At 44.3% G+C, this 23,507-nt stretch carries 17 protein-coding genes and 1 pseudogene; 16 read left to right on the top strand and 2 right to left on the bottom strand.

The genetic code is table 11. The annotated features are described in order from the left end of the window. Positions 1-51: 51 nt before the first annotated feature. Positions 52-567: an N-acetylmuramoyl-L-alanine amidase family protein gene (locus HFM85_RS01805; RefSeq protein WP_173737242.1), complete on the bottom strand. Its 516-nt coding sequence runs from the start codon at positions 565-567 to the stop codon at positions 52-54. 111 nt (positions 568-678) lie between these two features. Here HFM85_RS01805 and HFM85_RS01800 point away from each other — a divergent pair. The 8 genes and pseudogenes from HFM85_RS01800 to ybaK form a co-directional block, all read left to right on the top strand. Then, a pseudogene (locus tag HFM85_RS01800) lies at positions 679-1,332 on the top strand (pseudouridine synthase); the annotation flags it as partial. Between the two features lie 82 nt (positions 1,333-1,414). Next, positions 1,415-3,373, top strand: coding sequence for an NAD-dependent DNA ligase LigA (gene ligA, locus HFM85_RS01795; protein WP_173737243.1), 1,959 nt, complete (start codon positions 1,415-1,417; stop codon positions 3,371-3,373). 92 nt (positions 3,374-3,465) lie between these two features. Then, on the top strand, positions 3,466-4,398 hold the full coding sequence (metA, locus tag HFM85_RS01790; protein WP_173737244.1) for a homoserine O-acetyltransferase MetA: 933 nt from the start codon (positions 3,466-3,468) through the stop codon (positions 4,396-4,398). A gap of 363 nt (positions 4,399-4,761) precedes the next feature. Continuing rightward, a complete protein-coding gene (locus HFM85_RS01785; RefSeq protein ID WP_173737245.1) occupies positions 4,762-5,355 on the top strand; it encodes a zinc dependent phospholipase C family protein in 594 nt (197 codons plus the stop codon). Between the two features lie 256 nt (positions 5,356-5,611). Further along, the gene (locus HFM85_RS01780; RefSeq protein ID WP_173737246.1) at positions 5,612-7,522 is read left to right on the top strand and encodes an NlpC/P60 family protein; all 1,911 of its coding nucleotides are present in this window, start codon (positions 5,612-5,614) and stop codon (positions 7,520-7,522) included. A 75-nt stretch (positions 7,523-7,597) separates the two neighbouring features. Next, the gene (locus tag HFM85_RS01775) at positions 7,598-8,806 is read left to right on the top strand and encodes a transglutaminase domain-containing protein (RefSeq protein ID WP_243873781.1); all 1,209 of its coding nucleotides are present in this window, start codon (positions 7,598-7,600) and stop codon (positions 8,804-8,806) included. 13 nt (positions 8,807-8,819) lie between these two features. Then, positions 8,820-10,118, top strand: coding sequence for a TMEM198/TM7SF3 family protein (locus HFM85_RS01770; protein WP_173737247.1), 1,299 nt, complete (start codon positions 8,820-8,822; stop codon positions 10,116-10,118). Positions 10,119-10,141: 23 nt separating this feature from the next. Next, a complete protein-coding gene (ybaK, locus tag HFM85_RS01765) occupies positions 10,142-10,621 on the top strand; it encodes a Cys-tRNA(Pro) deacylase (protein ID WP_173737248.1) in 480 nt (159 codons plus the stop codon). Positions 10,622-10,724: 103 nt separating this feature from the next. On the opposite strand, the gene HFM85_RS01760 is transcribed toward ybaK, so the two are convergent. Further along, complete coding sequence (locus tag HFM85_RS01760; RefSeq protein ID WP_021650411.1) at positions 10,725-12,365, bottom strand: ABC-F family ATP-binding cassette domain-containing protein; 1,641 nt, start codon at positions 12,363-12,365, stop codon at positions 10,725-10,727. A 317-nt stretch (positions 12,366-12,682) separates the two neighbouring features. Between HFM85_RS01760 and HFM85_RS01755 the strand changes: the two genes are divergently transcribed. The 8 genes from HFM85_RS01755 to cobS all read left to right on the top strand — a co-directional run bounded on the left by HFM85_RS01755 (position 12,683) and on the right by cobS (position 23,487). Continuing rightward, entirely contained in the window at positions 12,683-13,096 is a 414-nt protein-coding gene (locus HFM85_RS01755) for an RrF2 family transcriptional regulator (protein WP_173737249.1), read from the top strand. 277 nt (positions 13,097-13,373) lie between these two features. Continuing rightward, entirely contained in the window at positions 13,374-16,919 is a 3,546-nt protein-coding gene (gene nifJ, locus HFM85_RS01750; protein ID WP_173737250.1) for a pyruvate:ferredoxin (flavodoxin) oxidoreductase, read from the top strand. Between the two features lie 114 nt (positions 16,920-17,033). After that, positions 17,034-19,778, top strand: coding sequence for a YfhO family protein (locus HFM85_RS01745; protein WP_173737251.1), 2,745 nt, complete (start codon positions 17,034-17,036; stop codon positions 19,776-19,778). After that, the gene (locus HFM85_RS01740) at positions 19,775-20,707 is read left to right on the top strand and encodes a glycosyltransferase family 2 protein (RefSeq protein ID WP_173737252.1); all 933 of its coding nucleotides are present in this window, start codon (positions 19,775-19,777) and stop codon (positions 20,705-20,707) included. Before HFM85_RS01745 ends, HFM85_RS01740 begins: the two co-directional genes overlap by 4 nt. Next, entirely contained in the window at positions 20,704-21,144 is a 441-nt protein-coding gene (locus tag HFM85_RS01735; RefSeq protein WP_173737253.1) for a GtrA family protein, read from the top strand. Before HFM85_RS01740 ends, HFM85_RS01735 begins: the two co-directional genes overlap by 4 nt. Then, positions 21,131-22,183, top strand: a complete 1,053-nt coding sequence (gene cobT, locus HFM85_RS01730) for a nicotinate-nucleotide--dimethylbenzimidazole phosphoribosyltransferase (protein WP_173737303.1) — start codon at positions 21,131-21,133, stop codon at positions 22,181-22,183. Before HFM85_RS01735 ends, cobT begins: the two co-directional genes overlap by 14 nt. After that, positions 22,184-22,714 (top strand): bifunctional adenosylcobinamide kinase/adenosylcobinamide-phosphate guanylyltransferase, encoded by a 531-nt coding sequence (locus tag HFM85_RS01725; protein WP_173737254.1) that lies wholly within the window; start codon positions 22,184-22,186, stop codon positions 22,712-22,714. Beyond that, the gene (cobS, locus tag HFM85_RS01720; protein WP_173737255.1) at positions 22,711-23,487 is read left to right on the top strand and encodes an adenosylcobinamide-GDP ribazoletransferase; all 777 of its coding nucleotides are present in this window, start codon (positions 22,711-22,713) and stop codon (positions 23,485-23,487) included. The genes HFM85_RS01725 and cobS overlap by 4 nt, the downstream gene beginning before the upstream one ends. Positions 23,488-23,507 lie beyond the last annotated feature (20 nt).

The raw sequence follows: 23,507 nt of genomic DNA, 5'->3' as shown, positions 1-23,507 counted from the left end.
AGGGTGAAAAATGCAGGTTCCATTGTTTGTGGAGCCTGCATTTTTTTACCATCATTTTTTCAGAGAACCATCGGAAGCCAGCTTATATTTCTGGCCATCTACAGTGACGGTACCTGTCTGCATGATTCCGTCTTCGTCCAGATAATATTTTTTGCCTTTCAGTTTCAGCCACCCTCTCTGCATAATTCCTTTCTTATCGAAATAGTAACGTTTTCCATCGGTGTCAGTGAGCCAGCCGGTGTAAGTGGTTCCATCTACCATAAAAAGCCAGTTGGAACCGTCTGCTGTCCAGACACCATTTTCGGCTTCCGGAGAAACTTTCTGTTCTTCGGGAACAGAAGTTGCTGTTGGTGCTGCTGTTACAGATGCTGAAATATCTGTATGATCGGTCTGATCCGGAATATCTGTGATTTCCGGGATGATCTGAGTGTCTTTTACGGCAATGGATACTGGATTGTTTCCGGAAGGACCTGCTGATGACTGAGTAAAAAGAAGACCGCAGATCAGGCATAAGAAGACAGAAATAAAAATCAAAAACCGATTGATATGTGAATTACGGCCTGCCATATTTTTTCCTCCTGACATTTGGTTTATTCCTGTTAATCATACAATACCTGCCTGTAAAATACAAGGAAAATAAGCGTTGCGAACACCAGGGAAAAAATATATAATAAAATAATGGACGAAAAAATCAGAATCAATAAATTTTTAAGCGATGCAGGTGTCTGCTCAAGAAGAGAAGCGGACAGACTGGCAGAAGATGAGCGGATCACGGTTAATGGAGAGACTGCTTCCCCGGGAATGAAAGTATCACAGGAAGACAATATCTGTATTGACGGAAAGCCCATAACGATACAGGAAAAAAAGATCCTTATTCTTTTTAACAAGCCAAGAGGGATCGTCTGCAGTACCAGACAGCAGAGGGATGAAATGACAGTAACGGAATATCTGGATTACCCTGTGCGGATATATCCTATCGGCCGTCTTGACAAGGAATCTCAGGGACTGCTTCTTCTTACGAATGAGGGAAGCTTGGTGAACCGCATCATGAAAGCAGGGAATTATCATGAGAAAGAGTATCTGGTAACAGTGAACAGGCCTGTGACACCGGAATTTATCAGAGAGATGAGCCACGGTGTTCCGATCCTTGATACTGTGACGCGTCCCTGCACAGTGACTAAAACTGGGAAAAACAGTTTCGGGATCATCCTCACTCAGGGCCTGAATCGCCAGATCAGGAGAATGTGTGAATATTTTGGCTATCGTGTTGTCACACTGAAAAGAGTAAGGATCATGAATCTGAACATAGATGGTATTGAAGAAGGAGAATACCGGGAAATTACGCCGACAGAGCGTAAGAAGCTGGAGGAGATGCTTTCCTCCGGAAGATCACAACAAGAAACGGGAGGAAGGCATGAACGAAGTAGCTATCAAAAAAATGAAAGAACTGGGGGCAAAACTCCGGGAAGCGTCAAAGGCGTATTATCAGGAAGACAGGGAGATCATGCCAAATGTGGAGTACGACGCGCTGTACGACCAGCTGGCGACTCTGGAAGAAGAAACAGGGGTGATTCTGGCAGACAGTCCTACCGTTAATGTAGGATATGAGGCGGTAGATCAGCTTCCAAAGGAGGAACATGAACGCCCGATGCTCTCCCTTGACAAGACAAAGGAGAGAGAAACTTTACGGGAGTTTATCGGGGAGCATCCGACACTTCTTTCCTGGAAACTGGATGGTCTTACCATTGTCCTTACTTATGAGAATGGAGAACTTGTCAAAGCTGTTACAAGAGGCAATGGAATTGTTGGGGAGGTTATTACCAATAATGCCAGAGTGTTTAAAAATATTCCTCTGAAGATTTCTTTTAAAGGAAGACTTGTTCTAAGAGGAGAGGCTATTATCACTTATTCTGATTTTGAGCGGATCAATGAGATGATCGGTGATGCGGACGCGAAATATAAAAATCCGCGAAACCTCTGCAGTGGATCGGTCCGTCAGCTGAATAATGAGATTACAGCGAAGCGAAATGTTCGTTTTTATGCTTTTTCTCTGGTCAGCGCAGATGACGTGGATTTTCTGAATTCAAGGGAAGAACAGTTTAAATGGCTTTCCAGTCAGGGATTTGAGGTGGTCGAGTACCGGAAAGTAACAGGTGATACCCTGGATGAAGCGATGGACTATTTTGCGGAAGCAGTTACAAAGAATGATTTTCCATCAGATGGCCTTGTGGCATTATATGATAATATTGCCTATGGGGAATCCTTGGGAACCACTGCGAAATTTCCACGTAATGCCATGGCATTTAAATGGGCGGACGAGATGCGTGATACGAAGCTTCTGGAGATTGAGTGGAGCCCGTCAAGAACAGGGCTTATCAATCCTGTGGCCATCTTCGATCCTGTGGAGCTTGAAGGTACCACAGTCAGCAGAGCCAGTGTCCACAACATCAGTATCATGAGAGAGCTGAAACTGGGAATCGGAGATACGATCCGTGTTTACAAAGCCAACATGATCATTCCTCAGATCGCGGAGAATCTTACAGGAAGCGGCAATGCACCGATTCCCCACAGCTGTCCTGCATGTGGAAGGAATACTATGATCCGAAAAGACAATGAAGTCGAGAGCCTTTTTTGCGTAAATCCGGACTGTCCGGCTAAGAAGATCAAATCTTTTGCACTTTTTACAAGCAGGGATGCCATGAATATTGACGGACTTTCTGAGGCTACTCTGGAGAAATTTATTGCAAGAGGTTTCATCCATGATTTTGGCGATATTTTTGAGATCAGCAGGTATAAAGAAGAGATCGTAGAGATGGAAGGTTTTGGACAGAAATCCTATGACAATCTGATCGATAGCCTGGAGCGGGCGAAGGATACCACGCTTCCAAGAGTGATCTACAGTCTGGGGATCGCCAATATTGGCCTTGCTAATGCCAAGGTGATCTGCCGCCATTTTGATAATGATCTTGAGAAGATCCGTCATGCTGAACTTGAGGAGGTCAGTGACATTGATACGATCGGACCTGTGATCGCGGGAAACCTTGTGGAGTATTTCAAGGATGAGGATAACAACCGGCGTCTGGATCATCTGATGAGTTTTCTCCATATTCAGGAAGAAGGACCAAAAGAAGAGCAGATTTTTGCAGGGATGAATTTTGTGATCACAGGTAGTCTGGTTCATTTTGGAAATCGCAGTGAGGCCAAAGAGCTGATAGAGTCTCTGGGTGGAAAGGTTACGGGTTCTGTAACAAAAAAGACGAATTATCTTATTAATAATGATGTGCAGTCCAATTCATCCAAAAACAAGAAAGCCAGAGAGCTTGAAATCCCGATCCTGTCTGAGGGAGATTTTCTGAAGCTGGCAGGAAGGTAAGCGGAAGCTGTAAGACTAATCATTCTGCATGAAAAATATCAAAAGCGGATTCTGCGAGAGTTCGCTTTGCATGGATAAAAGGAGGGCTTACAATGCCAATTAAAACACAGGGGGATCTGCCTGTAAAGGAGATCCTTGAAAGAGAAAATATATTCGTAATGGACGAGAAACGTGCCATGCATCAGGATATCCGTCCTATTCAGATCCTGATTCTGAATCTGATGCCGCTGAAAGAGGAAACAGAACTGCAGCTTTTACGTTCTCTTTCCAACACACCGCTGCAGGTGGATGTGACTTTTATGGCAGTGGAGAGCCATGAGGCGAAGAATACTTCCCTCAGCCATCTGAATAAATTTTATGAGACTTTTTCAGATGTGAAAAAGCGTAAATTCGATGGAATGATCATTACCGGGGCACCGGTGGAGCAGATGCCTTTTGAGGAGGTGGATTACTGGGAAGAGCTGACAGAGATTATGGACTGGACGGAGAAGCATGTAACTTCTACAATTTTTCTGTGCTGGGCGGCGCAGGCCAGCCTCTACCATTTCTACAGCCTGGATAAGAAACCTCTGGACAAAAAAATGTTTGGTCTTTTCTGGCATAAAGTCCTGAATCGCAAAATCCCTCTTGTAAGAGGATTTGACGATGTATTTCTTGCTCCTCATTCCAGGCATACAGAGGTTCCGATCGCAGATATCCATGCCTGCAAAGATCTTACTGTTTTGGCAGAAAGCGAAGAAGCAGGTCTGTTTCTTGCTATGGCAGAAGGCGGCCGTAAGATCTTTGTCATGGGCCATCCGGAATATGACCGTGTAACTTTGGACGGTGAATATAAACGAGATCTGTCCAAGGGACTGCCTATTGAAATTCCAAAGAATTACTATAAAGACGATGATCCGAATAACAAACCACTGCTCACTTGGAGAGCACATGCGAACAATCTGTACACAAACTGGCTGAATTATTACGTATACCAGAGCACCCCATATGATCTGTACGGGACACCGGATTTCAGGGAACTGTAAGGTATCTTTACTGCAGCCGGGGATAGAATGCCGAAGTTACTGTTCACTGGTAATATCCCGCGAGGTGTTTTTTGTGAGCGAAGGTCACAGAAAACCCGAGACATACCGCGCGAATTTATGCAATCAGCATAAATTCTGTGCATCGCGAAGCGTGTTACTGAGAACGGAGTGAACAGTAACATGCCGAAAAAGCTTCCACAAATTTTACTTAAACTTTAATTGCACATTAAATAGAATAGTGATATAGTAAAGTTGGTTCCGACAAACGAAGAGCTTTAAGATTTCAGCAGATGACCGGGCGGAACCGCTTTTGCTGATGTATTCGGTCATAACCTGGAACAGAAAGAAGGAAGAGGGAAAACATTGCGTAAAAAATCACATGTACTGTTAGGCAGATACCTGGCTGATCAGATGTCCGAGGTCTACAGTCTTCAGCAGCACAGAAAAGCATTTTGCCTTGGTAATATCATGCCGGATCTGAGACCGTCATTTCTTACTACCAGACATGAGTTTTTTGGAACGTTCAATCAGCTTCAGAGCAAGATGAGAGAACTGGTAGAGAAAAATCCGGAAGAAGAAAATGCCAGAGTATACTGGCGGAGATTCGGTGAAGTCATGCATTATATGGCAGATTATTTTACTTTTCCTCATAACAGAACATATAAAGGAAGTCTTGCGGAACATAATTCCTACGAAGCTGAACTGAAAAACCGTCTGAAAGAGTGCATCTTAAGCGGCAGAGCAGACAGCCAGCTGGAAGAAGCGAAGCATTTCGACAGTTTTGAGGAACTTGTGGAGTATATCCGTGAACGACATGCATATTATCTGGAAAGCCCCAGATGTATCGCCGATGACATCCGCTTTATTCTGAGAGTATGTTATCAGGTGATACAGGGAATCTTTCAGTTATGCGTCAGAAGACAATTCCATATGGAAAACCGACTGGTAACAGTATAAGGCAGATACTGCAGTGTGTACACACTGCAGTTTTTGTGTTTTTGTATTCGGAAAATGCTTTTTGCGAAAATGTGAATAAAAAGTGAAAAATAAATAAACTGGAAAGGTTATGCAGTCAGAACGGTTGATTTCATAAAATTCCTATGATAAAATAAACGGAGTTGAACTTTAAGTTATCAAAAATGGTTTAAAGCAGACCTTTATTATAGGGGAAGTAAAGGGATGTTCAAGGAAAGAAGGGAGCATCTTAATAAATATGAAGAACAAGTACCTGAATAAGTTTTTATGCATCACGACGATATCAGCTATGGTACTGGCATCTCCGGCGGGAATTATGGCTGCTGAGGAGACCGAAGTAGTTTTCAGCGATGAGAGCAGTGAGGAAGTGACGTCTGAGCCAGTTGAAGAGACACCGGCACCGGAGCCTATTGAGACACCGGCGCCAGAACCAACGGAAGCACCGGCACCGGAGCCGACTGCGACACCAGAGCCGCAGCCAACAGAGACACCGAAACCGACTGCGACACCAGCACCGACAGAAACACCGGAGCCTACTGCAACACCGGCACCAACTGCGACACCGGCGCCGACATCTACTCCGGTTCCGGATAATTCAGAAGCAGTTCAGAATGTTATCGATAAGATCAGTGCTTTGCCGGATGATATCACTGCGAAGGCAAAATCACAGATTGAAGAAGCACGTGCAGCGTATGAGGCACTGTCGGATTCAGAGAAAGCCAGAGTTACCAATTATTCAACGCTGGTAGCTGCTGAGAAGAAGCTGGCATCTGTTGTGAAGGATGGAAAAACTGACAATAATAAGAAGGACAATAAAGGTACAGATAACAATACCGGTGATATTACAGATGGTAAAGGAAATAATGCTACTGCAACACAGATAGGAATACCTGTATATGCAACCAATATGGTTTCCAATCTTCATGCAGGTAAGGATTTTTATCTGGACAGTCTGAAGAATAATTATAATCTCACATTTTCAGATGATTTTGCATCTGTGATGGAACAGATAGAGGGAGAGTATAAAGAGAAGAACAAGCTTACGGACAGTACTATTCTGGTACGAAACTGGCAGGATGTTCTGGCTGTTTATGTTTATGAACAGAGCCAGAAAGGAGAGACATCCTTTACTATGGATTCCTCCTGTAAAGAAGCTCTTACGAAGATTTTTGCTGAGATGAACCCTGTTGTCAGAGATAAACAGGATATTACCAAAGTATCTTACGGAAATCGTAAGATCAATTACTATATTAAGAAGAATAATATTTCCAAGAAGGACAGAACTGTTCTGAAGAAATACGTGGAAACGGACTGTAAACTTCTCTGTGCAGTTGTCACAGCATCCAAGGGATTTGTCCGTGAAAGTGTAGGAGACAGTGTTTCCGAGGATCGTGTAGATGTAATTACTGCTGCATATTCCCTGGTAGGTAAAGTCGGATATTTCTGGGGCGGTAAATCTACTGCTATCGGTAATGATCCAAGCTGGGGAGCTGTTGAGAAGGTTTCGGCAGAAGGCAGCAAGAGTTCAGGTACATTACGGGCGTATGGTCTGGATTGCAGCGGCTTTGTAACATGGGCCGTGATCAATGGCTATCAGGATCAGGGAATGCAGGCAGCGGTTGGTGATGGAACATCCGATCAGTGGGAGAAAGCGAATGTTGTCAGCGAGGCAGATGCACAGCCGGGAGATCTTGTATTTCAGAGAGGTCCGGAGTCGGGCAGCAACAATCATGTTGGCATTCTCTGCGGAAAGACGGATTCAGGAGACTGGATTGCGGTACATTGTTCTTCCAGTAAGAATGGTGTAACGGTAGGTGAGGCTTACAGTGCAAGCTTTCGTTACATCAGACAGCCATCTTTCTATGATGATACAGCAGTTGAAGAAGTAAACAACGAGGGAACAGCGACTGAGACAGATGAGAATGCAGAGAAGGTTCTCACAGATATTGTGAAGTCCAGCGCTCTGAAAGATGCACTGGCATCTGGAGGATATATCTCTTCTGATAATCTTCTTGAGGATTTCAAGAATACATCTCTTCAGGAGGATGAGGATGAAGAAATTGTTGAGAATCTGATTCTGGAACAGGAAGATATTGATGATACAGTGGATACATATGATGACGTAGAAACACTGGAATTAGAAAATTAAGAGACAGCGACTGATGAGAGGGCAGTCTCCTGCGGGAGGCTGCCCTTTCTTACAACTGAAAGTAAAGGAATGTAGATGAAGAAAAGATTTTTTTGCCAGCTGGCGGCAGTGATAATGATATTGTCCCTGATATGTCAGCCCGTTTATGTTCGGGCTGGGACGCTGGAACAGATTTATTCTGCTGCTGAGAGTATTTTTTCCGGAGAGCCGAAAGAAATTCAGGCACTGCGACAGATGGATGTGGCTCAGACAGATGAAGGACATCAGGAATATTATTTCCGGCAGTTGACAGAGGAAGAGCAGCGCGTATACAGGGAGATTTTAACAGGGCTTCGAAGCAGAGATGAGCAGTTTTATCTGACACTTTCGGATGATGACAGCATTGACAGGACGTATCATGCGGTTCTGAAAGACCATCCGGAGATTTTTTGGGTGCACAATCGGGAAAAAATCTATAAAACCACATATTCCGGAAAAGATTACTGTATGTTTACTCCTGGCTACTCTTATTCTGAAAGTGAGACAGAAGAGATAAAGGCAGCGATGGAAACGAGCTTTCAGGAAGTCAGCAGCCTGATTCCGGATGAAACCAGTGATTATGAGAAAGTACGGATCGTCTATACTTATGTGATCGATAATACGCAGTACAAGACCGGAGCAGATGATCAGAGCATAGCAGGCGTCTTCTGGAAAAAATCAGCAGTCTGTGCAGGATATGCAGGTGCTGTTCAGTATCTTCTGGAACGGCTTGGGATTCCCTGCATTTATGTAGATGGCAGCACAGAGGAAAGTACAGAAGGACATGCCTGGGATATTGTAAAAATTGGCGAGTCGTATTATTATGTAGATGCCACTAATGGGGATCAGCCGGATTTTCTTAATGGCGATGCAGCTCAGCTGGAAGAACATAAAACTACAATTTATGATTATCTTTGTCCGTTTCCGGAAGAATATGAGAAGACATATAAAGCATCGAAAGAACTGACTGTTCCGAAATGTACGGCAAAAGATCTGAATTTTTATGTTCTGAACCAGGGATGTTTTGAAGAATATGACTGGCTGGCTATTTATGATTACTGTAAAATGCGGCTGGATAACGGAGCGGCAGTTGTGAGGTTCAAATTCAGCAATCAGGAGGCTTTTGATGCGGCACGCAAAGACTGGCTGGATGAAGGAGAAGTGCAGAATGTGGCGCAATATTATATGAAACTTAACGGCTACAGCCAGGTAGAATATCATTATGGCGTGCTGGATAATTTTTATACTATATATTTTATTTTCTGAGAGGAGTGAAGTTATGAATATGGATGTGTTATCAAGGGTATTTAACATCCTTCAGCGTGTAGGAGGGATGGAACAGATTGGACAATTTATGACTATTGTTTATGGCATAGTCTGTGTTTTTGGTATCCTGAACTGCCTTCTGGGATACCGTATCCTGCGGTTCTGGATGATGATCTTCGGATTTCTCATCGGCGCGGGAGCCGGTTTTGGAGTAACGTATCTTTCCGGCGTTGAAGATAAAATGGTGATCGCAGGTGCAATGGCGGGGCTTGGAATTGTCCTGGCTATCGTTTCATTTCTTGTATACAGAGCCGGAATTTTTGTACTGGGATTTGGCATCGGAATTTCTTTAAGCATTTATCTGGTGCATCCGACCAGTTCTTTTTCCTTCTTCCTGTGTATCCTTGTGGGAGTGGGACTTGGTATCCTGGCGATGCGCTATGCAAAAGGAGTTATCATTATCGGAACCAGTATCCTTGGCGGAGTGCTGGCAGGGGTTTCTATTGCGAAGATCGGTGGCCTTGAACAGTTTCCGTATGGCGTTGGTATGGCAGTTGGGATTGCCCTTCTTGGTATGCTGATCCAGTTTGCCATCAACAAGGATCACTATGATGATGACGATGAAGAAGATGAAGAAGACGATGAACCGGAAGAAGAGATGCGCAGATTCGGAAAAAAGAAAAAATTTGCACAGGATCGAGAAAATGTTTCTGAATATAATGGGGCAAACAGACGCAGAAATTCTTCTGACAGATATTCTGATGCCAGAAATGATACCGGAGAAATAAAAGGAAACCGTTCCCGCAGCAGAAATGGCGATTCAGACCGAAGAAATTCTTCCGGTAACCGTTCAGAAAGCCGCCGCAATGGAAGAAATACCGGAAGCTCAGATAGAAACAGCTCGTCAGATAACCGCCGCAGAACATCAGCAGCAGGTTCTTCAGGAAGAAGCAGAAATGGAAGAAACAGTCCTTCTGAAGGCAGCAGAAGAAGTCAGAGCCGCAGCGGTTCAGAGAACAGTTACAGTCAGAACAGAAGAAATACAAGCTCTGCAGGCAGGTCATATTATGACGATGGGGATGACTATGATGCAAGCAGGGAACGTTTTGATCCTGATTATCGGGAAACACCGGATACATATGAAGATTTTGAAAAAAGCCAGCAGAGGAAACGACAGCTGGATATTGAAAATATGGCTGACTTTGAAGACGATGAGTTTGAACAGCTTCGAAATCACGAAGACTCGAAGAATAACCGGGATCTTCTGAGAAATCTTGAACCTGATGATTATGATGAATGGGAAGATAACTGAAAAAAGCATGAGGAGTGACAGAAATGGGAAAAGAAGCGAAGACGAATGCAATGAGAATGCTTGACAGAAAAAAGGTGAAATATGAGGCAATCGCATATGACTGCGGTGAATTTATTGATGGGATCCACTGCGCAGATATTACAGGTGCACCATATGACCAGTCATTCAAAACTCTGGTTATGGAAGGAAAAAGCGGCGGATATTATGTGTTTGTGGTTCCGATTGAGAAGGAAGTGGACCGTAAGGCAGCAGCGAAATCCGTGGGAGAGAAGACTGTGGATATGATTCATGTAAAAGATCTCACAAGGATTACCGGATATATCCGGGGAGGCTGCAGCCCTCTTGGAATGAAGAAGAACTACCCGGTTGTTTTTGATCAGTCAGCTGGGAATTTTGATGAGATCTATGTGAGCGGAGGAAGAGTAGGTTTGACTCTTAAAGTTCCGCTTAAAGATATTCTGGATGTAACAAAGGGAAAGCTTGCACCGATCACAATGGAATAAAATAAAGGCAGAGAAGCCTGAAAGCAGGAATCTTTCCTGGTAAAAAATCCCCTGCCTGGCTAAAAAAAGCAAGGCAGGGGATGATATCTCAGATAAAGAAATCTTAGTTATCCTGAGCGTCTTCCTCGTTAACCTGGAATACATGACGTTTCTTGGCCATCTCATCGCTGGCAAGATATTCATCATAGGTTGTGATCTTGTCAACAAGCTTACCGTTTGGAAGAATCTCCATAATACGGTTGGCTGTAGTCTGTACAAACTGATGATCGTGGGAAGTGAAAAGGATCACGCCCGGGAATTTGATCAGTCCGTTGTTCAACGCAGTGATAGATTCCATATCCAGATGGTTGGTTGGCTCATCCAGGATCAGGATGTTGGCACCGGAGATCATCATCTTGGAAAGAAGGCAGCGGACCTTCTCACCACCGGAAAGTACGCGGACACGTTTTACACCGTCTTCACCAGGGAAGAGCATACGTCCCAGGAAACCACGCACATAAGTGGCATCCTTGATTTCGGAGTACTGTGTCAGCCAGTCTGTGATTGTAAGATCATTATCGAATTCCTGAGTATTATCTTTCGGGAAATATGCCTGGGAAGTAGTGACACCCCATTTATAATTTCCCTCGTCCGGCTCCATCTCACCTGTAAGGATCTTGAAAAATGTAGTAATAGCCTGCTCATTGGCACCTACGAATGCGACTTTATCTTCCCGGCCAAGTGTAAAGGAGATATTGTCAAGGACTTTCACGCCATCAATAGTCTTGGAAAGGTTTTCAACCATAAGAACTTCGTTTCCAATCTCGCGGTTCGGACGGAAGTCAATGTACGGATATTTACGGCTGGACGGACGCATATCGTCAAGCTGGATCTTTTCCAGGGCACGCTTTCTGGATGTAGCCTGTTTGGATTTGGAAGCGTTGGCACTGAATCTTGAGATAAATTCCTGGAGCTCTTTGATCTTCTCCTCCTTCTTCTTATTGGCTTCTTTCATCTGTTTGATGAGAAGCTGGCTGGACTCGAACCAGAAGTCATAGTTTCCGGCATAGAGCTGGATCTTGCCATAGTCGATATCTGCTGTATGTGTGCAGACCTTATTTAAGAAGTAACGGTCATGGGATACAACGATAACGGTGTTGTCAAAATTGATCAGGAATTCTTCAAGCCACTCGATAGCAGGAAGATCCAGATGGTTGGTCGGCTCGTCGAGAAGCAGGATGTCAGGATTTCCGAAAAGTGCCTGAGCAAGAAGAACCTTGACCTTCATACTTCCTGTGAGGTCAGCCATCTGTGTGTAATGGAACTCCGTGTCAACACCAAGACCATTGAGAAGAGTAGCAGCATCAGACTCTGCTTCCCATCCGTTCATCTCTGCGAACTCACCCTCAAGTTCACTGGCACGGATACCATCTTCGTCAGTGAAATCTTCCTTGGCATAGATGGCTTCTTTTTCTTTCATGATCTGGTAAAGTCTCTCATTACCCATGATAACAGTGTCAAGTACAGGATAAGCATCATACTTGAAGTGATCCTGCTGCAGGAAGGAAAGCCTCTGTCCCGGTGTGATCACGATATCGCCCTTTGTCGGCTCCAGTTGTCCGGAAAGAATCTTAAGAAATGTAGACTTTCCTGCACCGTTGGCACCGATTAATCCATAACAGTTTCCTTCTGTAAACTTGATGTTTACATCTTCAAACAGCGCTTTCTTACCGACACGCAGTGTGATGTTGTTTGCTGAAATCATATCATACCTCTTTTTTCAAAAATAATAAATATCGCTTCAATTACAATCGTCCTTTATTGTACCGTAAACTGGAAAATTTGCAAGGTGTATTTTAGTTTTTTACATTAAATAAAGTAAAAACAGGAAAAATAAAATGAAATACAGGAAAATAATAACCTTTTATTATTGAAAAAAATGCGTTATACTGACCAGTATGATAATAGGAACGCACGGAATGTGTTTACCGGTATATAGCAGAATGGGATGAAGAGATCTGCTGTACTGAGAAAATTATCAAATTCTATTAGCAGCTTAGTTGAACAGAAGAGAGGTCAAAGATGTTTATCACCAGAGAAAGCGATTATGCGATGCGGGTTGTCCGCGCATTAATGGGAGAGACGCGTTTGAGCGTCAGTGATATCTGCGAGAGGGAAGCGATCACAGCACCTTTTGCCTATAAGATACTGAAAAAGCTTCAGAACGCAGGGATCGTTCAGGGATACCGGGGAGTTCACGGCGGATATGCCCTGAAGAAAGATCCGGCGGAGCTGACATTATATGATATATATTCAGCAATCGATTCAGATATGTCTATTATTGAATGCCTGAACGGGCGGTGTGAATGTGCCAGAAACGGACAGAACGGCGTTCCGTGTTACGCCCATGATGAACTGAAAGATATTCAGGATGAACTGTGGACTATGCTCCGCCGTAAATCCATAAAGGAGCTTTTTGAGAAGGACAGTCAGTGATTTCAGTTCACAGGATGAGAGAGTGAAATCAGCTGAAAACCGGGCAGACGTATGAAATATGAGGAGAGAGTATCTGGATGGAGAGATAATTCCGGATGTCTCTCTTTTTTTGAATATTTTGTGGAAAAGATAACAACGTTTGTACCTGATAATATACAAAAATTGCTGAAAGAAAATGGACATAATTGGGAATCTATGATATAATAACCAATGGAATTTTAGGCTTTTCAGAGCCTAAATAATATATTTTTAACAAACCTTTAAGGAGGAATAAACAATGGCAAGAAAGATGAAAACCATGGATGGTAACCATGCAGCCGCTCATGCATCATACGCTTTTTCTGATGTAGCTGCTATTTACCCGATTACCCCTTCATCTGTAATGGCTGAGGCAACAGACGAGTGGGCAACTCAGGGAAGAAAGAACATCTTTGGACAGGAAGTACAGGTTACAGAGATGCAGTCTGAGGCTGGTGCAGCAGGTGCCGTTCACGGTTCTCTGGCAGCAGGTGCCCTGACTACAACCTATACAGCTTCCCAGGGTCTTCTGCTTATGATCCCGAACCTTTACAAGATCGCTGGTGAGCAGCTTCCGGGAGTTATCAACGTATCTGCCCGTGCACTTGCTTCTCACGCACTTTGTATCTTCGGAGATCATTCCGACGTTATGGCCTGTCGTCAGACCGGATGCGCAATGCTTTGCGAATCTTCTGTACAGGAGGTTATGGATCTTACACCGGTTGCTCATCTTGCAGCAATCAAAGGTAAGGTTCCGTTCATCAACTTCTTCGATGGATTCCGTACATCCCACGAGATCCAGAAGATCGAGACATGGGACTATGAAGATCTGAAAGATATGGCAGATATGGACGCTATCGCAGAGTTCCGTAACCGTGCTCTGAACCCGAACCATCCATGTCAGAGAGGTTCCGCTCAGAACCCAGATATCTTCTTCCAGGCAAGAGAGGCATGTAACCCATATTATGACGCTCTTCCGGCAGTTGTTCAGGAATACATGGACAAAGTTAACGAGAAGATCGGAACAGACTATAAACTGTTCAACTACTACGGAGCTGAGGACGCTGAGCACATCATCGTAGCTATGGGTTCCGTAAACGACACAATCGAGGAGACAATCGATTATCTTATGGCAGCCGGCAAGAAGGTTGGTGTTGTTAAAGTTCGTCTTTACAGACCATTCTGCGCTCAGGCTCTTATCGATGCAATCCCGGATACAGTTAAGCAGATTTCTGTTCTTGACAGAACAAAAGAGCCGGGAGCACTTGGCGAGCCTCTGTATCTTGATGTTGTTGCAGCTCTTCGCGACAGCAAGTTCAGTGATGTTAAGATCTTTACAGGACGTTACGGACTTGGTTCCAAAGATACAACACCTGCACAGATCGTAGCAGTATATGAGAACACTGAGAAAGAGAAATTCACCATCGGTATCGTTGATGATGTTACAAACCTTTCTCTTGAGACAGGCGCACCACTTGTTACAACACCAGAGGGAACAACAAACTGCAAGTTCTGGGGACTTGGAGCTGATGGTACTGTAGGTGCTAACAAGAACTCCATCAAGATCATCGGTGATAACACAGACATGTACGCTCAGGCTTACTTCGATTATGACTCCAAGAAGTCCGGCGGTGTTACAATGTCTCACCTTCGTTTCGGTAAGAAACCGATCAAATCCACATACCTGATCCACAAGGCAAACTTCGTTGCATGTCATAATCCGTCCTATGTTAATAAATATAACATGGTACAGGAGCTTGTTGACGGAGGTACATTCCTTCTGAACTGTGCCTGGGATATGGAAGGACTTGAGAAACATCTTCCAGGACAGGTTAAAGCTTTCATCGCTAACCACAATATCAAATTCTACACCATCGATGGTGTTAAGATTGGTATTGAGACTGGCATGGGACCAACACGTATCAACACAATCCTTCAGTCCGCATTCTTCAAACTTACAGGAATCATTCCTGAGGAGCAGGCTATCGAGCTTATGAAAGCTGCTGCTAAAGCTACTTACGGACGTAAAGGTGATGACGTTGTTAAGAAGAACTGGGCAGCTATCGATGCTGGTGCTAAACAGATCGTAGAGGTTCAGGTTCCGGAGAGCTGGAAGAACGCTGAGGACGAGGGACTCTTCATGTCTCACGCATCCCACGGTGCTCAGGAAGCTCAGGACTTCGTAAACAACATCCAGTGCAAGATCAATGCTCAGGAAGGTAACAGCCTCCCAGTATCTGCATTCAAGGATTATGTAGATGGTACAACACCATCCGGAACAGCTGCATATGAGAAACGTGGTATCGCAGTTAACGTTCCTGTATGGGTTCCGGACAACTGTATCCAGTGTAACCGCTGTGCATACGTCTGCCCACATGCTGCAATCCGTCCGGTTGCTATGACAGCAGATGAGACAGCTAACGCTCCAGAGGGAATCAAGACACTTCCACTTACAGGAATGAAAGACTATACATTCACAATGACTGTATCAGCTCTTGACTGTACAGGATGCGGTTCCTGTGCTAATGTCTGCCCAGGAAAGAAAGGCAACAAAGCTCTTGAGATGGCTCCGCTTGAAGCTAACACAGAAGAGCAGAAATTCTTTGATTACGGTGTAACACTTCCTCAGAAGGAAGACGTTATCGCTAAATATAAAGAGACAACTGTAAAAGGCAGCCAGTTCAAACAGCCGCTCCTCGAGTTCTCAGGTGCTTGTGCAGGTTGTGGTGAGACACCATACGCTAAGCTGATCACACAGCTCTTTGGTGACAGAATGTACATTGCAAATGCTACAGGATGTTCCTCTATCTGGGGTAACTCTTCACCATCTACACCATACACAACAAACGCTAAGGGACAGGGTCCTGCATGGTCCAACTCTCTGTTCGAGGATAACGCAGAGTTTGGTTATGGTATGCTTCTTGCACAGCGTGCGATCCGTGGCGGTCTGAAAGAGAAGATCGAAGACCTTGTAGCTAACGGAACAAACGAGGATGTTAAGGCAGCTGGTCAGGAATGGCTGGATACTTACGCTGTAGGCGCAACAAACGGTGCAGCTACAGAGAAACTCGTTGCAGCTCTTGAGGCTTGCGGATGTGACAAGGCTAATGAGATCCTTGCACAGAAAGACTTCCTCTCCAAGAAATCCCAGTGGATCTTCGGTGGTGACGGATGGGCTTACGATATCGGATTCGGTGGTGTTGACCATGTTCTCGCAAGCGGACGCGACATCAACGTTATGGTATTCGATACAGAGGTTTACTCCAACACAGGCGGACAGTCTTCCAAGTCTACACCGACAGGTGCGATCGCTCAGTTCGCAGCAGGCGGAAAAGAGACTAAGAAGAAAGATATGGCATCTATCGCAATGAGCTATGGCTATGTATACGTAGCACAGATCTCCATGGGTGCTGACTTCAACCAGACTGTAAAAGCAATTGCAGAGGCAGAGGCATATCCGGGACCATCCCTGATCATCGCTTATGCTCCATGTATCAACCATGGTATCAAGAAAGGTATGAGCAAAGCTCAGACAGAGGAAGAGCTGGCAGTTAAGTGCGGATACTGGCACAACTTCAGATTCAACCCGGCTGCTGACAATAAGTTCAGCCTCGATTCCAAGACACCGGATATGGAGAACTATATGGACTTCCTGAACGGTGAGGTTCGTTACAATTCTCTGCAGCGTCAGAATCCTGAGAAAGCTGCAAGACTGTTCGCTAAGAACGAGTCTGAGGCTCAGGCTAGATATGAGTATCTGCAGAAACTTATCACTCTTTACGGAGCAGATAAGAAAGAAGACTAATTACTGATCAATAGTTACTGTTTACACAGTGTGCTTGCTGATTAAGCATTAGGTGAAAGGCCTGCGGTGTTTAGCGCACCGCGGGTCTTTTTTCATATACGGGAGAAGACATACATGAAAAAAAGAAAAGCAGATTTTTACATTCTGTATACCATTGTCTTTGCAGCGATCTCGCTGTTTATTTACTGCTGTTTTTACTTAAATGGAAAATCACTGATCTGGAGTCACGATGGCGTTCCGCAGCATATCAATGCACTCGCCTACTATGGCAAATATCTGCGAAATGTGCTGAAGACCCTGGTGATCGATCATAAATTGTCCTTCCCTATGTGGGATGTGCATATCGGATATGGTTCCGATATCCTTACTACACTTCACTATTATGTGATTGGTGATCCTCTGACTTTACTCTCTGTTTTTGTACCGGAAAAAAATACAGAAGTTTTATACGAGTGCCTGATTTTTCTCAGGATTTATCTTGCGGGGATCACGTTCAGTATTTACTGTTTTTATCGCAAAAATCCGAAACAGGCGACTTTTATTGGAAGTCTTGTATACATTTTTGCGGGATGGACTATCTATGCGTCCATGAAACATCCTTATTTTTCCAATCCGATGATCTATCTGCCGCTGGTACTCATGGGCATTGAGAAAGTTTACAAAAAAGAAAAACCGTACCTTTTTATATGGTCTGTGGCAATAGCGGCAATGTCAAATTTTTATTTCTTTTATATGATCAGTGTCTTTATGGTACTGTATGCAGCTTTCCGGTATTTTGGAATATTCCGGAAACGTTCTGTGAAAGATGTATTTCGATGGTTCCTGAAATTTACTGGTTTCTATCTGGTATCCCTGATGATCGCGGCGTTGATCTTTTTCCCGGTGGTTATGACTTTGTTTGGAACCGAACGTTTTCAGGCGCAGAACTATGTGCCATTGCTGTATGATCATATTTACTATGAAAAATATCTCGGCTGTCTGATCGGCGAGAATATGATCCAGTGGGGTGTTGCTGGATATTCTGCAGTTGCCATGGCAGGCGTGTTTGTAATATTTTCCAAAAAGAAAAAATATACAGGTCTGAAACTGGGATTCCTGCTTCTGAATCTGTTTCTTCTGATCCCGTTTGCAGGACATGTGCTGAATGGATTTTCCTATGTGTCAAACAGATGGATCTGGGCTTATGGAATGTTGATCGCCTATATCCTGGTGCAGGCATATCCTGAGCTTTTTACTTTGCAGATCAGGGAAAAAAGAAAGATCTTTATTATGCTGCTTGTGTACTGTGTGCTCGCATTATTTTCAGATGCTGCCCGGACAGAACGAAATATCATGGCTATAATGATGCTGGTTCTGGCTGTGTTTACAGTAGTTTCCTATGGGAATATTTTTGTCCAGGGGAAATATCTCTGCGAAATGATCGTTACAGTACTGATAGTCAGTATCCTTCTCAACGTGTTCTATCAGTATTCATATGAGAAAGATTATCTTTCTGAATTTGAGAACAGGAACCAGGCACTGGAAGCACTGGAATCAGGACCGGATAAAGAAATAAAGGATCTGGAGGATTCTTCCAGCAGCAGATATGATCAGTACAAAACAGGCTCATATGTGAATTCAGCCATGTATATGGGAACCAACAGCACATCCTATTATTTCAGTGTTGCCAATGGGAGCATCAGCCGCTTTTTTGATGAGATGTATCTGAATACTCCATGGGATTACCATTACAGTAGTCTTGATGGAAGGACCATTCTGGACCGCCTTGCATCTGTGAAGTACTTTGCCATCAGGAAAAACGGTTATGGATATATTCCCTATGGTTACGATACTGAAACTGTTTTTTCCGGAAAATACAGGATCTATGAGAATGAGAATGCTCTTCCTCTGGGTTATACTTATAATTCCTGGATCTCCAGGGAAAAATATGAAAAGCTTTCTGTGACACAGAAACAGCAGGCACTTCTGCAGGGGGCAGTCGTGGAAGAAAGCAGTCTCCCGGAAACAGAGCTTTCATTTGATGATAAGAAAGCGGATTTTACACTGGAGGCAGGGAAAGGCTGTAAGATCAAAGATGGAAAAATCATTGTTACAAAGAAAAATGCAACAGTTTCCATCGGATATCAGGGTGAACCTGCATCTGAGGTCTATCTTGTAGCAGAAAATCTGGATTTTGATGCTTATTCTCCAAGGGAGCAGGTTAGTGATAAAAAATGGAATTCCCTTACAGAATATGAAAAGAACACTATTCTCTATGAGGATGACAACTGGCGTTACTGGAAAGAGAGCAAAGAAGCAGCTGTAGAAGTTTCACTGGGTTCTGTTGATAAAACGATTCGGATCTTTACGGATAAATACAATGGCTACAGCGGCCGTCACAATTTCCTTCTTAATATGGGATATAAAAATTACAGTGCAGGAACGATGAAGCTTACTTTTTCCACACCTGGAGAGTATACTTTTGATAATCTGTATCTGGTGTGTCAGCCCATGGATTCTGTGGAACAGGAGACAGAGAAGCTTGGAAATGAAAGCCTTCAGAATGTGAAAGTCGGAACAAACAGGATAACAGGAGAGATAGAAGTATCCTCAGATAAATTTCTGGTATTTTCTATTCCGTACAGTGCCGGTTTTACGGCTTATGTAGATGGTAAGGAAACGGAACTGGTTCAGGCCAACAGCATGTACATGGGAGTTGAGCTGAAAAAAGGAAAACACAGCATCGTACTTACTTACTGCACACCATATCTTGTTCCAGGAATCATACTGACTGTGGCAGGGCTGGCAGCTTTTCTTCTGATCGTGATATATAACAGATATCCCGGAAAGAAGAAAGAAAGGGGTAAACAGAAGAAATGAGCAGATTATCAGTAGTTCTGCCGGCATATAATGAAGAACTGATGATTGTAAAAGCCTGCCGGACGCTGAAAAAGTTCCTGGATCAGGAGAGGATTCCGTATGAACTTGTCCTGGTGGATGATGGATCGACAGATGAAACCTGGAATCAGATAGAGGAGATATCCACGCAGGATCCTAATGTGACAGGAGTGCATTTTTCCAGGAATTTCGGAAAAGAAGCTGCAATTGTAGCAGGACTTGCACAGGCAGGTGGTGATGCAGTGGCTGTGATGGACTGCGACCTGCAGCATCCGCCGGAAAAACTGATAGAGATGTTCCGTCTCTGGGAACAGGGATATGAAGTGATCGAAGGTGTGAAGACCAGCAGGGGAAAAGAAAACATGCTTCACAGAAAAAGTGCCGGATTTTTTTACAGGATCATGTCCAGGACAACCGGATTCGATATGCAGAATGCATCGGATTTCAAGCTCCTTGACAGAAAAGCTGTACAGAGTGTCCTTTCTATGCCGGAGAGGAGCATGTTTTTCCGTGCCACTTCATCCTGGGTAGGATATAGAAGTACCTCTGTGTTCTTCGAAGTGAAAGAGAGGGAGGCAGGAGAATCCAAGTGGTCAACAAGAGCACTGATCAGCTATGCATTTCGGAACATTGTAGCATTTACCACACTTCCGCTGCAGTTTGTGACAGCCGGGGCAGTCGGGTGCTTTATCTGTTCGCTGATCCTTCTTGTGTATTCGCTGGTGAGATATTTTACCGGGCATGCAGTGGAAGGATATACCACACTTCTGATCGTTTTGCTGTTTATCGGAAGTGCAGTGATGATGAGCCTGGGTATTATCGGCTATTACATTGCACGGATCTATGAGGAGGTTAAGAGACGTCCGAGATATATTGTGTCAAAGATCATACACGGAGGAGAGAAAGATTGAAAAAACTGATTTTGAAAATTTACGGGAATGATGTGATCCGATATGTTTTCTGGGGTGGTTGTACAACCCTTGTAAATCTCGTAAGCTTTTATATTATGAGACTGGCAAAAATTCCGCTTATGACTGCAAATGTGATTTCCATTATCCTGGCGATTCTGTTTGCATATATTGTGAATTCCAGATTTGTATTTCACGATAACTGTGAAACTCTGAAAGACCATATCCGGCCTTTTGTGAAATTTATAAGTGCCCGCCTTGCAACCATGGTGATCGAGGTTGGTGGTGTGTGGCTTCTGGCTGTTGCCATGGGGCTTAACGACATGATCGCGAAATTCTGTACCCAGTTCATTGTGCTGGTGCTGAATTATATATTTAGTAAATTTTTAATTTTTACTACAGGTAAAAAACGGGAGGTAGCAAATGATGACATTAAATGAGGCAGTGAAGAAGATTCGTCCGCTGGATGAGAAAGCAATCGAAGGAGCTAAAAAGAGATGGGACAGTATTGCGAAGCCGTTACATTCTCTTGGAGAGCTTGAAAATATGCTGATACAGATCGCAGGCATCACAGGAACACCGGATGTCCGTGTAGAAAAAAAAGCAGTTGTTGCCATGTGTGCAGATAATGGTGTTGTGGAAGAGGGTGTAACACAGACAGGGCAGGAGGTAACTGCCATTGTTGCTGAGAATTTTCTGAATGGAGCTACTACATGCTGCGTAATGTGCCGCCAGTGCGGTGCAGAGCTTTTCCCTGTTGATGTGGGAATGGTCGTTGATACAAAAGTCCGCACAGATCTGAAAGTTGCCTATGGAACAAAGAATATGACAAAAGAGCCGGCTATGACAAGAGAGCAGGCGATCAAAGGCATAGAGGCAGGTATTGCCATGGCTCAGGAGCTGAAAGAAAAAGGTTATCAGGTTCTTGCTACCGGTGAGATGGGAATCGGAAACACGACAACCAGCAGTGCAGTGGCCTCTGTACTTCTCGGAAAGCCGGTTGAGGATATGACAGGACGCGGAGCAGGTCTTTCCGGTGAGGGACTTGTGAGAAAGATTAACGCTATCAAAAAAGCCATTGCCCTAAACAATCCGGATCGTTCTGATGCCATTGATGTTCTGGCCAAAGTCGGAGGATATGATATTGCAGGAATGGCTGGTGTATATATCGGTGGCGCTGCTCTTGGAATGCCGGTTGTCATGGATGGCTTTATTTCCTGTGTGGCTGCGCTGGTAGCTGTAAAGATCTGCCCGCAGATCAGCGATTATATCATCGCATCTCACGTGTCCAAAGAGCCGGCTGCACATATGATCCTGAAAGAGCTGGATAAAGAAGCGGTCATTCATGCAGGAATGTGCCTTGGTGAAGGAACCGGAGCAGTAACACTGTTTCCGCTGATCGATCTTTCCTGTGCTGTATATAATTCAATGAGCACTTTTGGGGATATCAATGTAGAACAGTATGAGGAGTTGAAATAAATGCTGGTTGTAGTAACAGGGGGCAGCGGAAGCGGTAAATCAGCTTTTGCTGAAGAAACAGTTTTATCCTTCGGGGAAGCCCGGCGGACTTATATTGCTACCATGCAGGCATTTGACGAAGAGAGCCACAGGCGTATCCGCAGGCACAGGCGGATGCGCGCCGGAAAAGGCTTCGAGACAGTGGAACGTTATACAGCCCTGGATGAGCTGGTTCTTCCCAAAGGCAGCGTGGTTCTTCTGGAATGTATGTCCAATCTGGTAGCGAACGAAATGTTCCGGGAAGACGGTTTCCATCCGGAGGTTTCGGAGGAAATCACAGGTGGTGTGAAACACCTTCTTTCTCAGGCAGAACATGTGGTAATTGTAACCAATGAGATTTTTTCAGATGGTATTCTTTATGAAGGAGAATCAGAAAAATATAAAGAACAGCTTGGTCAGATCAACTGTAATCTGGCTGAGATGGCAGACGATGTTGTGGAAGTTGTTTATGGAATTCCTGTCTGGCACAAAGGAGGAGGTGTGAAAGCATGAAAAGTGTGTGGAACAGCTGCAAGGCTGCATTTGCCATGTTTTCCAAGATCCCTGCTCCGATGGTAGACTGGAATAAAGAGAACATGAAATATATGATGTGCTTCTTTCCTTTTGTGGGAGCTGTGATCGGTGTACTGACCTGGCTGACTGGCTGTGTACTTGGAAATTATGTAAAGCTGGAGCCGTTTTTTCTCACAGTGATCCTTACGGTGATTCCGGTGGTGGTTACAGGTGGAATCCATGTTGACGGTCTTTTGGATACTTCTGACGCCTTAAGTTCCTGGCAGGAGCGTACAAGACGGCTGGAGATTCTGAAAGATTCCCATGCAGGAGCATTCGCTGTGATCACAGCCTGTGTTTATTTTATCCTGTGGCTTGGGGTCTGGAGCCAGCTTCAGAATAACCCGAAGGGAATCTGCATTATGAGCATGGGATATATGATGTCCAGATGTCTTTCCGGAATCGGCGTGATTACGTTTCCGAAGGCAAAATCAGATGGAACAGTAGCGGAGTTTTCCAGAAATGCATCTGAGATTACAGCCCGCAATATTCTGATGGTAATGTTTGTGATACTGGTGGCACTGATGCTCTGGATAAGCCCGGTTATGGGAGTACTCGCAGTGTTAAGTGCACTTCTTGTATTCTGGTGGTACCATCACATGGCAATGAAATATTTCGGCGGAACAACAGGGGATCTGTCGGGATTTTTTCTCTGCATCTGTGAGGTTGTAATGGCACTTGTGCTGGCTCTTGCCGGTGCAGTGATCCTGTAGTAAGAGATTCGAATGAGGTA

It is taken from the genome of Blautia schinkii, from assembly GCF_013304825.1.
GTDB lineage: Bacteria > Bacillota > Clostridia > Lachnospirales > Lachnospiraceae > Blautia_A > Blautia_A schinkii_B.
The sequence above is the reverse complement of the archived record's forward strand: the minus strand, read 5'-3'. Positions and strand labels throughout refer to the sequence as shown.

Bases quoted from the DNA above. Each gene is read 5' to 3' on its own strand.
- HFM85_RS01780 (WP_173737246.1), top strand. From the start codon at position 5,612: ATGAAGAACAAGTACCTGAATAAGTTTTTATGCATCACGACGATATCA.
- HFM85_RS01760 (WP_021650411.1), bottom strand. From the start codon at position 12,365: ATGATTTCAGCAAACAACATCACACTGCGTGTCGGTAAGAAAGCGCTG.
- ligA (WP_173737243.1), top strand. From the start codon at position 1,415: ATGAACGAAGTAGCTATCAAAAAAATGAAAGAACTGGGGGCAAAACTC.
- metA (WP_173737244.1), top strand. From the start codon at position 3,466: ATGCCAATTAAAACACAGGGGGATCTGCCTGTAAAGGAGATCCTTGAA.
- cobS (WP_173737255.1), top strand. From the start codon at position 22,711: ATGAAAAGTGTGTGGAACAGCTGCAAGGCTGCATTTGCCATGTTTTCC.
- HFM85_RS01775 (WP_243873781.1), top strand. From the start codon at position 7,598: ATGAAGAAAAGATTTTTTTGCCAGCTGGCGGCAGTGATAATGATATTG.
- HFM85_RS01755 (WP_173737249.1), top strand. From the start codon at position 12,683: ATGTTTATCACCAGAGAAAGCGATTATGCGATGCGGGTTGTCCGCGCA.
- HFM85_RS01805 (WP_173737242.1), bottom strand. From the start codon at position 567: ATGGCAGGCCGTAATTCACATATCAATCGGTTTTTGATTTTTATTTCT.
- ybaK (WP_173737248.1), top strand. From the start codon at position 10,142: ATGGGAAAAGAAGCGAAGACGAATGCAATGAGAATGCTTGACAGAAAA.
- HFM85_RS01725 (WP_173737254.1), top strand. From the start codon at position 22,184: ATGCTGGTTGTAGTAACAGGGGGCAGCGGAAGCGGTAAATCAGCTTTT.
- cobT (WP_173737303.1), top strand. From the start codon at position 21,131: ATGACATTAAATGAGGCAGTGAAGAAGATTCGTCCGCTGGATGAGAAA.
- HFM85_RS01740 (WP_173737252.1), top strand. From the start codon at position 19,775: ATGAGCAGATTATCAGTAGTTCTGCCGGCATATAATGAAGAACTGATG.
- HFM85_RS01745 (WP_173737251.1), top strand. From the start codon at position 17,034: ATGAAAAAAAGAAAAGCAGATTTTTACATTCTGTATACCATTGTCTTT.
- HFM85_RS01770 (WP_173737247.1), top strand. From the start codon at position 8,820: ATGAATATGGATGTGTTATCAAGGGTATTTAACATCCTTCAGCGTGTA.
- nifJ (WP_173737250.1), top strand. From the start codon at position 13,374: ATGGCAAGAAAGATGAAAACCATGGATGGTAACCATGCAGCCGCTCAT.